10 protein-coding genes are annotated in these 11,258 nt (G+C 60.7%); 7 read left to right on the top strand and 3 right to left on the bottom strand.

From position 1 onward, the window contains the following. Window positions 1–300: glutathione S-transferase family protein (locus AB5Y53_RS09345; protein WP_368181777.1), on the top strand; the 300-nt coding region annotated here is incomplete at its 5' end. 468 nt (window positions 301–768) lie between these two features. On the opposite strand, the gene AB5Y53_RS09340 is transcribed toward AB5Y53_RS09345, so the two are convergent. Both AB5Y53_RS09340 and AB5Y53_RS09335 read right to left on the bottom strand, forming a co-directional pair. After that, window positions 769–1,962 (bottom strand): class I SAM-dependent methyltransferase, encoded by a 1,194-nt coding sequence (locus AB5Y53_RS09340; RefSeq protein ID WP_368181775.1) that lies wholly within the window; start codon window positions 1,960–1,962, stop codon window positions 769–771. A gap of 184 nt (window positions 1,963–2,146) precedes the next feature. Further along, window positions 2,147–3,577 (bottom strand): methyl-accepting chemotaxis protein, encoded by a 1,431-nt coding sequence (locus tag AB5Y53_RS09335; RefSeq protein WP_368181772.1) that lies wholly within the window; start codon window positions 3,575–3,577, stop codon window positions 2,147–2,149. A gap of 85 nt (window positions 3,578–3,662) precedes the next feature. On the opposite strand from AB5Y53_RS09335, the gene AB5Y53_RS09330 reads away from it, so the two are divergent. Next, window positions 3,663–3,935 (top strand): acylphosphatase, encoded by a 273-nt coding sequence (locus AB5Y53_RS09330; protein ID WP_010674727.1) that lies wholly within the window; start codon window positions 3,663–3,665, stop codon window positions 3,933–3,935. 12 nt (window positions 3,936–3,947) lie between these two features. Continuing rightward, window positions 3,948–4,682 (top strand): CHAD domain-containing protein, encoded by a 735-nt coding sequence (locus AB5Y53_RS09325; protein ID WP_045524856.1) that lies wholly within the window; start codon window positions 3,948–3,950, stop codon window positions 4,680–4,682. 71 nt (window positions 4,683–4,753) lie between these two features. Here the strand turns inward: AB5Y53_RS09325 and metG are convergent, their stop codons facing one another. Further along, window positions 4,754–6,787 (bottom strand): methionine--tRNA ligase, encoded by a 2,034-nt coding sequence (gene metG, locus AB5Y53_RS09320; protein WP_368181769.1) that lies wholly within the window; start codon window positions 6,785–6,787, stop codon window positions 4,754–4,756. Between the two features lie 185 nt (window positions 6,788–6,972). Here metG and apbC point away from each other — a divergent pair, with 185 nt between their 5' ends. From apbC to AB5Y53_RS09300, 4 genes are all read left to right on the top strand, one after another. Then, complete coding sequence (apbC, locus tag AB5Y53_RS09315; protein ID WP_103243127.1) at window positions 6,973–8,055, top strand: iron-sulfur cluster carrier protein ApbC; 1,083 nt, start codon at window positions 6,973–6,975, stop codon at window positions 8,053–8,055. 108 nt (window positions 8,056–8,163) lie between these two features. Next, window positions 8,164–8,808, top strand: a complete 645-nt coding sequence (gene udk / locus AB5Y53_RS09310) for a uridine kinase (RefSeq protein WP_010674731.1) — start codon at window positions 8,164–8,166, stop codon at window positions 8,806–8,808. Window positions 8,809–8,871: 63 nt separating this feature from the next. After that, the gene (dcd, locus tag AB5Y53_RS09305; protein WP_368181766.1) at window positions 8,872–9,453 is read left to right on the top strand and encodes a dCTP deaminase; all 582 of its coding nucleotides are present in this window, start codon (window positions 8,872–8,874) and stop codon (window positions 9,451–9,453) included. A gap of 319 nt (window positions 9,454–9,772) precedes the next feature. Further along, window positions 9,773–11,245: an inorganic phosphate transporter gene (locus tag AB5Y53_RS09300; RefSeq protein WP_029314527.1), complete on the top strand. Its 1,473-nt coding sequence runs from the start codon at window positions 9,773–9,775 to the stop codon at window positions 11,243–11,245. Window positions 11,246–11,258 lie beyond the last annotated feature (13 nt).

The raw sequence follows: 11,258 nt of genomic DNA, 5'->3' as shown, positions 1-11,258 counted from the left end.
GGTCGCGGATCGCGACCGGGCGCAGCGGAGGCCTGCGAGCTGCTCAATCAGATCTACCCCTGGCTCGATCAGCGGCTGGAAGGACGCCACTGGATTGCCGGCGCAGACTTCACGCTGGCCGATTGCGCCGCCGCACCCTCGCTCTTCTACGCCGACTGGGCCCACGAGATCCCGGCTGGCTATGGCCGTCTGCGTGCCTATCGCGCCCGTCTGCTCAATCATCCCTCCATCGTGCGGGTGGTGGAGGAGGCGAGGCCATTTCGACACTACTTCCCGCTGGACGCGCCAGCGCGTGATTGAGCGGGATGACTTGTGGTGGGCGAGTATTGTCGCCCCAGGCAATGTGCGAGGCGGACAAGGGGCATGGCGTGATCCATTGCAGGGGAAAACAGCAATATTCATTCAAATGAGTGGGTATGCGTTTATGGCTGATATTTCCCCGAGGATTTTTTAATATTGATGCGTAATATTTCATGCTTTTGCATAAAGCAAATGCCGGGCATGTCTCTGCTGGTGGGTTGTGTAGTGAAAGAGAGATGAGAATCGGGTTAACGATGCGGCAACCTTTGATTAAAGATGGCAGTCGTCAGTCGAAGAGGAGGGATGGGGGCAGCAATCGCTGTTGGTGGCAAAGTCGGGGGGAGGTTGTCTCTTTGGCGGCCGCATAAAAAAAGCCCGCTTTGATCGCGGGCTTTTTGATTACTAGCAGAACCCAGCCTGGCTCGGATCTGGCACCGGGAACAAGGGGGCTGCGCTGGTCTGCTCGGCTTAGCGGGCGCGCACCACCAGTCCCTTGAGGTAGAAGCCTTCCGGATAGGCGGTGCCGATGGGGTGATCGGATGCCTGGGAGAGGAGCTCCAGGATCTGGGCATCACGGCCTGCATCGAGGGCCGCATCGGCCACTATCTTCTGGAACAGGCTCTGCTCCATCAGGCCGGAGCAGGAGTAGGTCAAGAGCACGCCACCCGGCGCCAGCAGTTGGAACGCCAGCATGTTGATGTCCTTGTAGCCGCGGCAGGCGCCCAGCAGCTGGGCCTTGCTCTCGGCGAACTTGGGCGGGTCCAGCACGATGACATCGAACTTCTCGCCCTTCTCGCGATATTCACGCAGCAGCTTGAACACGTCGTGACGGACAAACTGGGTGTTGCTGGTATCCAGCCCGTTCAGCTCGGCGTTCTGGCGGGCGATATCCAGCGCATTCTGGGAGAGATCGACGTTGACCACCTCTTTGGCACCGCCCTTGAGGGCATAAACGCCAAAACCGCCGGTGTAGCAGAAGCAGTTGAGGACGCGCTTGCCTTCGGTGTACTTGGCGGCAGCCTGACGGTTATCCCGCTGATCCAGATAGAAACCGGTTTTGTGGCCGTTGCGAATATCCACCAGGATCTTGACGCCGCCATTCTCCTCGATCACCACGGGGTCGGTCGGGGTCTGGCCATAGATAACGCCGGTGCGCTCTTTCAGCCCTTCCTTCTTGCGCACTGCCACGTCGGAGCGCTCATAGATGCTGCACTCGGGGTAGAGGGTACGCAGCGCTTGCGTGATCAGCTCACGCTGGAACTCGGCACCGGCGGAGAGAATTTGGCACACCAGAAAATCGGCGTAGCGGTCGATGGTCAGACCCGGCAGACCGTCAGATTCGGCGGCGCAGAGGCGGTAACCGGTGAGGCCCTGACGCTTGATGAGCCCATCGCGGGACTCTTGCGCATATTTGAGGCGACGGATAAAGAAGTCGAGATCGACGGTCTCATCCTTGTCGAAGGTCCAGACCCGGGCACGGATCTGGGAGCTGCCCGACCAGGCGCCACGAGCAAGCCATTTGCCGTCATGGGTGAGGATCTCGACGGTATCGCCGTCAATGGGGTTGCCCTGCACCCGCTCAATGCCCTTGGAGAAGATCCAGGGGTGGCGACGCAGCAGGGATTTTTCGCGGCCTTTGACGAGATAGATGGAAGCGCTCATGGGTAGTTGCCGATGGTAGAAAAGAAGGGGGCATATAGTAGGGGCTGCGAGGGTAGGCACGCAAGCCGCGTCTACCGGGATCCGTGCATCCACACGCGGTCAGGGTCGGACGGGCTGTTTCGCGCGTCCCAAGCGCCTGGCCCAGACATGGCAGGCCATCTGGACGATGGCCTGCCGGAGGGGGTCAGATCCGCAGGCCGGTGAGCGCCTGACCGAGTTCGCTGGCGGTTCCCTTGAGGCCGGTGGTGCCGGCAACCGCCGCGCTGGCGGACTCCTCCACCCGGCTCGCCTCGTGGCGCACCTTGTCGAGGTTGCGGGTGATCTCTTCTGCCACCGAACTCTGCTCTTCGCTGGAGGTGGCGATCTGGGTGCTCATCTCCAGCACCGCATCGCTGTGGTTGCTGAGCCGCTCGATGTCCATGCCCACTTCGGTGATGAGCTGCTGGCTGTCGGCCGCGCGCCCCACCGTCTTCTCCATGATGTCGTTCAGCGCCCCGGTCCCGGCCTGGAGCTCCTCGATCATCTGCTGGATCTCCACCGTGGCCTGCTGGGTGCGGCTGGCGAGGGTGCGCACCTCGTCGGCCACCACCGCAAAGCCGCGTCCCTGTTCACCAGCCCGGGCGGCCTCGATGGCGGCGTTGAGGGCCAGCAGGTTGGTTTGCTGGGAGATGGCGTTGATGACGTTGACCACTTCGTTGATGCGATTGGCATTGTGAGTCAGCCGCTCGACCGCGCCCGAGGCATTGCCAATCTCGTCTGCCAGGGTGCGGATGGCGGTAATGGTACGTGCCACCCGCTGTGCCCCGTGAGTCGCCTCGTCGCTGGACTGGCGGGTTTGCAGTAGGGTGTCGTTGGCGTTGCGGGCTACTTCCCGGATGGCGGCGGACATCTGCTCCATGGCGGCGGCCAGGGAGTCCATGTGCTGGCGCTGGGCACGGGCAAGCTGCTCGCCGTCGCTGGCATGCTCGCGAAATTCGTCGGCGGCCAGGGTAAGGGCATCGGCGGACTCTTCCACCAGTTGCACTATCTTGTGCTGGCGGTCGGTGAAGGTGTCGATGCTGCCCGCCAGAATGGAGAACTCGTCCCGCACCGGGAAGAAGTTGAGCCGGAAGGTGAGATCGCCGTTCGCTACCGTCTGCAATGCCTTGTTGGTGGAGTAGAGCGCCCCCGAGACAAAGGTCATCAGATAGTGGGTGATGAGGGCCAGCAGAGCGGCCAGCACCGCGATGATGGTGAGCGTGGTGCCCTGGCCATCCCAGAGGGCGTAGTGACTCGTATCCAGGGTGCCGGAGACGACGCCCGCCTGACCTGCGCTGGCGCCATAGCGAAAGATGTCCCCCTGCCGGCTAAGGCCGGTGGCGGCGCCAGGCGTGAGTACGAGATCCGCGGGCAGGGTAAGGGTCGGCTGCTGGCTCACCAGCTGGGCCGTGGTCTCGACCCGCCCTTTTAGCTGATCAACTCTGAGCTGCATCGCCTGATCATGGCCGTCGGCCAGCAGATACCAGGTGAGGAAGGCGATGAACACCAGGGGGCACCAGAAGGTGATGAGAAATTTCTCGCTGATCGTGAGGTGAATGAGATAACGGTCAACCCACCGAAACTTTACTTCTTTCATAATGGTATTGCGTCCTGCAAGGGGAAGAGAGTGTCGCGCTCATTATCGCCCCGGGGAAAAATTACTTAAGGGAAAGGTGTGATAAATGGGAGAGCAATCGTTTGTCGTGCGGGTGTGGGGTCAGGTTCAGGGGGTGGGGTTTCGCTACTTCACCCGGGAGCGGGCGCTGCAACTGGGGCTGCGGGGGCATGCCTACAACCTGGAAGATGGTTCGGTGGAAATCCTGATTGCCGGTCCCGAACAGAAGGTACAGATGATGCTGGGCTGGCTTGAGCACGGGCCCCGAACCGCCACCGTCACCCGAATGGAGTGCACCCAGGCGTTGCCACCCACCGGAACCGGTTTTCATACCAACTAGCCGGGAGGGTTCATGGGGGAGAGCGGGATTGCGCAGGCCAACCGGCTCGTTGGGCAATATCGGGGGGCGACCCTGGCACTGCGCCAGCACAAGGGGATGGAAGAGGTGCATGCCTACCGGATAGCGGCCCGCCGCCTGCTGGCGCTGCTCGCCCTGTGGCGACCCCTCATTCATGAGCCCGAGCTGGAGCGGCGATTGACCCGTGCCGTCGGCACGCTCTCCGCCCTGCGCGATGCCCAGGTCTATGCGCAGCATCATGGTGGCTCGCTTCGGCAGAACCGCTTGCCACGGGTCCCCCTGTTGACCGGCCTGCTTGCCCGTTGGCTGGCCCGACTGGAAGAGGTGCCCGTCGGTGTCGATCTCTTGCCGCTGTTTCAGCTGCATCTGGCGCTGTCACTGTCGGATGCACTGGCGAAGACCACCTCCCTTCCTGTGGGCATCAGGGCGAAACTTCGGTGCTGGCACCGGCTGCGTCTGGTGCTGAAACAGGCGCGCTACGGGATGGAGCTGCTGACGGCACAGGGGGGAGGGGATCCGGCCTGGTTGTCCATGCTGGTGAGCTGGCAGGAGCGGCTTGGGCAATTGCAGGACAGGCGCCAATGGCTCAGACGCCTTGGGGGCGAAACGGGGCGGGGCCAGCAACGGCGAGCCCTGAAAACAGAGATCCGCTGCCAACTACTGCAACTGGATTGCCATCAGGCGGAGCTGGTCGGCCTTCGCATGGCATTGCTGCAGAGCGGGCAGTAAGCACCCCACAAGGTAAAAAAAGAGAGGCCATTGGCCTCTCTTTTCATTGGGACTGTCCGGGAAGGGGCGTATTACTTCACGCGCATGCCCGGCTGGGCACCTTCCTGGGGCTCGAGGATCCAGAGATCCTTGCCACCTGGACCTGCCGCCAGCACCATGCCTTCGGACATGCCAAAGCGCATCTTGCGCGGGGCCAGGTTGGCCACCATCACGGTCAGCTTGCCTTCCAGATCTTCCGGGTTGTAGGCAGACTTGATACCGGCAAACACCTGACGGGTTTCGCCGCCGATGTCCAGCTGCAACTTCAGCAGCTTCTCGGCTTCCGGCACCGCTTCGGCCTTTTTGATCAGCGCCACCCGCAGGTCAATCTTGGCAAAGTCGTCGTAGGTGATGGTCTCGCTGATGGGATCGTCCACCAGGGGGCCTGCCGGTTTCTTGCTCTGCTCCTTGGCGAGATCTTCCTTGGACGCTTCCACCATGGCATCCACCTTGGCGGACTCGATGCGGGAGAAGAGCGCCTTGAAGGGAGCGACGCCGTGGGCGACCAGAGGGGCGGCGATGCCGTCCCAGGTCAGGGTCTCGCCGAGGAAGGCTTCGGCGCGCTCGGCCAGTTGCGGCATGACCGGCTTCAAGTAGGCCATCAGCACGCGGAACAGGTTGATGCCGACGGAGCAGACGGCTTGCAGCTCGGCATCCGCCCCTTCCTGCTTGGCGATGACCCAGGGAGCCTTGTCGTCCACATAGCGGTTGGCCTTGTCGGCCAGTGCCATGATCTCGCGGATGGCGCGACTGAATTCGCGCGCTTCATAGGCTTCGGCGATGCTGGCGCTGGCGTTGGCAAACTCGGCGTAGAGTGCGGGCTCGGCGCAGGTGGCGGCCAGCTTGCCGTCAAAACGCTTGGCGATAAAGCCGGCGTTGCGAGAGGCCAGGTTGACCAGCTTGTTGACCACGTCGGCGTTGACGCGGGAGACGAAGTCTTCGAGGTTCAAGTCCAGATCGTCGATGCGGCTGTTGAGCTTGGCGGCGTAGTAGTAACGCAGGCACTCCGGATCCAGGTGCTTGAGATAGGTGGACGCCTTGATGAAGGTGCCCTTGGACTTGGACATCTTGGCGCCGTTGACGGTCACATAGCCGTGTACGTTGACCTTGGTCGGCTTGCGGAAGTTCGCGCCTTCCAGCATGGCCGGCCAGAACAGGCAGTGGAAGTAGGCGATGTCCTTGCCGATGAAGTGATAGAGCTCGGCGTCGGAGTCCGCTTTCCAGTAGCTGTCGAAGTCGATGTCGCCGCGCTTGTTGCACAGGTTCTTGAACGACGCCATGTAGCCGATGGGGGCGTCCAGCCAGACATAGAAGTACTTGCCGGGGGCGCCGGGAATTTCGAAGCCGAAGTAGGGGGCGTCACGGGTGATGTCCCACTGCTGCAGGCCGCTTTCGAACCACTCTTGCATCTTGTTGGCCATCTCTTCCTGGATGGCGCCGGAGCCGCGTACCCAGTCGGCGAGCCAGGCTTCGAACTGGGGCAGGTCGAAGAAGTAGTGCTCGGAGTCCTTCATCACCGGGGTCGCACCGGAGACGGCGGATTTCGGATCAATCAGCTCGGTCGGGCTGTAGGTGGCGCCGCAACTGTCGCAGTTGTCACCGTACTGATCGGGGGACTTGCACTTGGGGCAGGTGCCCTTGACGAAGCGATCCGGCAGGAACATGGATTTTTCCGGATCAAACAGTTGGGAGATGGTGCGGATCTTGATTTTGCCGGACTCTTTGAGACGGCCATAGATCACGCCCGCCAGCTCGCGGTTCTCGTCGCTGTGGGTGGAGTGGTAGTTGTCGAAGCTGATGTTGAAACCGGCAAAATCCCCCTGGTGCTCCTGGGAGACGGCGGCAATCATCTCTTCCGGCGAGATCCCCATCTGCTGCGCCTTGAGCATGATGGGCGTGCCGTGGGCATCGTCGGCACAGACGAAATGCACCTGATGGCCACGCATTCGCTGATAACGAACCCAGATATCGGCCTGGATGTGTTCCAGCATGTGGCCGAGATGGATGGAGCCGTTGGCATAGGGGAGGGCGCAGGTTACCAGCATTCTACGAGGATCAGTTGCCATAATACGTTCTTTATGTGCCTGTTGGGATGATACAGTGCCCTGCATGTTACCCGAATTGGGGGCGGCCTGCCTAGGGTTGTGGCCCCCGGCGCCCTGACTGGCGGCTTCACGATGACGTCGGCAAGCCACTGATTTATGTGCGGTAACCGTTCACCTCAGCATAACGACAACATAATGGGGAGTTAATGGTGATTGATTCAGTAAAACAGATCCTGGCCGAATTTAAGCCGGCAGGATGGGGCAAGGATCTGGTCGCGGCCGGTTTTGTGCGTTCCGTCGAGCGGCACGAACAGACCCTGGCCATCACGCTGGTGCTGCCCTTTGCCGGACAGTCCCTGTTTGAACAGATCAAAGAGGAGTTCGATGCCAGGCTGCGCAGCGCAACCGGCGCGACCCGCATCGACTGGACGGGGGAGATAGACGTGGCCAGCATGCCCCGCGCGCAGCAACTGGCGGCGGTGCAGGGGATCCGCAATATCCTGGTGGTTGCCTCTGGCAAGGGAGGGGTGGGCAAGTCCACTACCGCGGTCAACCTGGCGTTGGCGCTGCAAAAAGAGGGGGCGCGGGTCGCCCTGCTGGATGCGGACATCTATGGCCCCTCTATCCCGACCATGACGGGGACCCTCAAGGAGCGCCCTGTCAGCTTTGATGGCAAGCTGATGGAGCCGGTGATGGCCTGCGGCATCAAGAGCAACAGCATCGGTTATCTGGTGGCCGAGCAGGATGCCACCATCTGGCGCGGTCCCATGGCGAGCAAGGCTCTCGGGCAGATCCTGCACGAGACCCGCTGGGGCGAGGTGGACTACCTGGTGGTGGACATGCCCCCGGGCACTGGCGATATCCAGCTGACGTTGGCCCAGCAGGTGCCCACCACGGCGGCGGTGATCGTCACGACGCCCCAGGATGTGGCGCTGGCAGATGCCCGCAAAGGGATTGCCATGTTCAACAAGGTCAATGTGCCTGTGCTTGGCATCGTCGAGAACATGAGTTACCACGTCTGCAGCGCCTGCGGGCATCACGAGCCGTTGTTCGGTACCGGCGGTGGCCAGAAGATGGCGGAGCAGTATCACGTGGCGCTGCTTGGTCAGTTGCCGCTGCATATCGACATTCGCCAGCACATGGATGACGGCTGCCCCACCGTGTTCGGTGCGCCGGATGGCGAGCTGTCACAGACTTACCTGAAACTGGCTCGCCGGGTAGGGGCCGAGCTCTATTTCAGCGCAAAACCGATTGCGACCCCGCTCTACACGGTGGCGCTGGACGAATAATCGGCGTTCGGCCAAGGGGGACGGATTTGGGGTGGGCATGGCCACCCCTTTTTCATATAATGGATCGGTTTAAACAATCCCCAGTGCTCTTCTCTTTAGGTATTTTCAATGTCTGATACTCAACATTCCTGCGTGATCATCGGTATTGCTGGTGCATCCGCGTCCGGCAAGAGTCTTATCGCCCAAACCATCTATGAAGAGCTGGTGGCCGAGCTGGGAGCGGGTCAGATTGGTGTGATCACCGAGGATTGCTACTACCGTGATCAGACCCACCTGACCATGGAAGAGCGGGTCAAGACCAACTATGACCACCCCAATGCCCTGGATCACGATCTGCTGGTGCAGCATCTGACCCAGCTGACGCAAGGGGAGGCGGTCAACATCCCCCAGTACTCCTATACCGAGCACACGCGCATGACCGAGGTCACCACCTTTGCACCGCGCCGTGTCATCATCCTCGAAGGGATACTGCTGTTGACCGACAGCCGCCTGCGCGAACTGATGGACGCCTCCATCTTCATGGATACCCCGCTCGACATCTGTTTACTGCGCCGTCTGGTGCGCGATGTGCAGGAGCGCGGTCGTACCATGGACTCCGTGCTCAAGCAGTATCAGAAGACTGTGCGTCCCATGTTCATGCAGTTCATCGACCCGTCCAAGCAGTATGCCGACGTGATCGTGCCCCGTGGCGGCAAGAACCGCATCGCCATCGACATGCTCAAGGCGCGTATCCGCCATATGTTGATTGGTTGAGAGAAAACAAGCCGGGTGATGCCCGGCTTTTTTTAATGAATCTTTTGTCAGGAGAGTCGCAGAATGCGTCTTTGTGATACCGATATCGAACGGCACCTGGATGAAGGCCAGATCGTCATCGAGCCGCGGCCCGGTGTTGAGCGGATCAGCGGCGTCAGCGTCGATGTGCTGCTGGGCAACGAGTTTCGGGTGTTTCGCGATCATACCGCGCCTTATATCGACCTTGGCGGGACCAGTGCCGAGATGGCCGATGCCATCGAGCGGGTGATGAGCGAGGAGATCCACGTGCCGGACGGCGAAGCCTTCTATCTGCACCCGGGTCAGCTGGCGCTGGCGGTGACCTATGAATCGGTTACCTTGCCCGCCGATATCGTCGGCTGGCTGGATGGTCGCTCCTCCCTGGCGCGCCTGGGCCTCATGGTGCACGTCACCGCCCACCGCATCGATCCGGGCTGGTCCGGTCGCATCGTGCTGGAGTTTTACAACGGCGGCAAGTTGCCTCTGGCCCTGCGTCCCAAGATGAAGATCGGTGCCCTGAACTTCGAGATGCTGTCAGGTACCGCGGCTCGCCCGTACAACAAACGGGAAAATGCCAAATACAAGAGTCAGCAAGGGGCTGTGGCCAGCCGGATCAACCAGGATTGATCCCCGCACCGTGCGGCTTGTCTATCGAGGAGGGTGCCAAGGCACCCTCTTTTTTATCTGACAAAAGGAAACGGGCGTGCCGAGCGGGTTGAAAGGCAGCTTTTTTAGGACATTGAGCCATGCTCCGGCTTTGATTGGCGCCTATCCACAGCAATGGAATGGACTTAAATTAATCATCGACAAGCCCCGTTCCTACAGGCCCTAAGACATTTTCTGACGGAATGCCCTTTTTTTTTTTTGCTGAAATATTTCAACAACGGGTATGGCGCATCGAGCCTTCTGGCATAATCCGCCGCAACTCATAAACAGGTTCGTTTTTATGTTTGAAATGTTTAGTGGTTTGGGTTTGTGGTGGTCAATCGGTTTGGTATTGGCCGTTTTTTTTGTGCTGGCCTATGAATTCATCAACGGCTTTCATGATACCGCCAACGCGGTAGCAACGGTTATCTATACCAAGGCGATGCCGGCTCATATGGCGGTGGTGGCTTCCGGTCTGTTCAATTTCGCCGGTGTCATGCTGGGTGGATTGGGGGTGGCCTACGCCATCGTTCATCTGCTGCCCATCGATCTGCTGCTTGGCATGGACTCCACCCAGGGTCTGATCATGGTGTTCTCCCTGCTGTTCTCGGCCATCGTCTGGAACCTGGGAACCTGGTACTTCGGCATTCCGGCATCCAGCTCCCACACCCTGATCGGTTCCATCCTGGGGGTAGGCGGTGCCTATGCCCTGATCAGCCATCAACCCCTGAAAGAGGGTATCAACGTCGGCAAAGCCATCGACATCATGCTCTCTCTCATCATCTCTCCCACCGTGGGCTTCATCATTGCCGCCCTGCTGCTGTTCGCCATGAAGCGCGTATGGCTTGGCAGCAAGATCCACAAGACCCCGGAAGAGCGCCTGCTGGTGGACGGCAAGAAGCATCCACCGTTCTGGGCCCGTGTCACTCTGATTTGTTCCGCAATGGGGGTGAGCTTCGTGCACGGCTCCAACGATGGCCAGAAAGGCATCGGTCTGGTGATGCTGGTGCTGATCTGCATGGCGCCTGCCTATTTTGCGCTGGACATGAACAGCCGCTCCTATGATCTGGACAGAACCCAGGATGCCAACCAGCGCATCATGGAGATCTACCAGCGTAACCAGGATCAGGTCTCCCATCTGGTGAACTTCAGTGTGCCTGCCAAAGCCCAGGAAGAGCTGATGAGCCACTGTGCGGCAGGGGAGGCCCTGCAGGCCATGGCGACCCTCGACAAGCGTCTGGGGCAGGTGCGCACCTACGAGGAGATGAACCTGGTGGATCGCCGCGAGGTGCGTCGTCTGCTGCTGTGCATCGATGACACTGCCCGCAAGGTCTCCAAGTTGCCACTGCCGGCCAAGGAGCTGACCGATCTCGCCAAATGGCGCAAGGATCTGACCGCAACGGCCGAATATGCGCCGACCTGGGTCATCGTGTCCATCGCCCTGGCGCTCGGTTGCGGCACCATGGTGGGCTGGCGTCGTATCGTCTACACGGTAGGGGAGAAGATCGGTTCCTCCGGCATGACCTACAGCCAGGGCATTGCAGCCCAGATCACGGCCGCCGCGTCCATCGGGATTGCGAGTCTGACCGGGATGCCGGTGTCCACCACCCACATTCTCTCCTCTGCGGTGGCGGGGACCATGGTGGCCAACAAGTCCGGCCTGCAGAGCCAGACCATCAAGACCATTCTGCTGGCCTGGGTGCTGACATTGCCGCTCACCATGCTGCTCTCCGGCGGCCTGTTCCTGCTGAACAACCATCTCTTTGGCGGGTAAGCGCGACAGTCAT

Origin of the sequence: Aeromonas sp. R7-5, from assembly GCF_040908015.1 — a bacterium.
Classification (GTDB): domain Bacteria; phylum Pseudomonadota; class Gammaproteobacteria; order Enterobacterales; family Aeromonadaceae; genus Aeromonas; species Aeromonas caviae.
Note: the sequence above shows the minus strand (reverse complement) of the source record. Positions and strands in the feature narration are given on the sequence as shown.

Excerpts from the sequence above, each read along its gene's own strand:
- AB5Y53_RS09340 (WP_368181775.1), bottom strand. The coding sequence starts at position 1,962 with ATGAGCGCTTCCATCTATCTCGTCAAAGGCCGCGAAAAATCCCTGCTG.
- AB5Y53_RS09335 (WP_368181772.1), bottom strand. The coding sequence starts at position 3,577 with ATGAAAGAAGTAAAGTTTCGGTGGGTTGACCGTTATCTCATTCACCTC.
- AB5Y53_RS09330 (WP_010674727.1), top strand. The coding sequence starts at position 3,663 with ATGGGAGAGCAATCGTTTGTCGTGCGGGTGTGGGGTCAGGTTCAGGGG.
- AB5Y53_RS09325 (WP_045524856.1), top strand. The coding sequence starts at position 3,948 with ATGGGGGAGAGCGGGATTGCGCAGGCCAACCGGCTCGTTGGGCAATAT.
- metG (WP_368181769.1), bottom strand. The coding sequence starts at position 6,787 with ATGGCAACTGATCCTCGTAGAATGCTGGTAACCTGCGCCCTCCCCTAT.
- apbC (WP_103243127.1), top strand. The coding sequence starts at position 6,973 with ATGGTGATTGATTCAGTAAAACAGATCCTGGCCGAATTTAAGCCGGCA.
- udk (WP_010674731.1), top strand. The coding sequence starts at position 8,164 with ATGTCTGATACTCAACATTCCTGCGTGATCATCGGTATTGCTGGTGCA.
- dcd (WP_368181766.1), top strand. The coding sequence starts at position 8,872 with ATGCGTCTTTGTGATACCGATATCGAACGGCACCTGGATGAAGGCCAG.
- AB5Y53_RS09300 (WP_029314527.1), top strand. The coding sequence starts at position 9,773 with ATGTTTGAAATGTTTAGTGGTTTGGGTTTGTGGTGGTCAATCGGTTTG.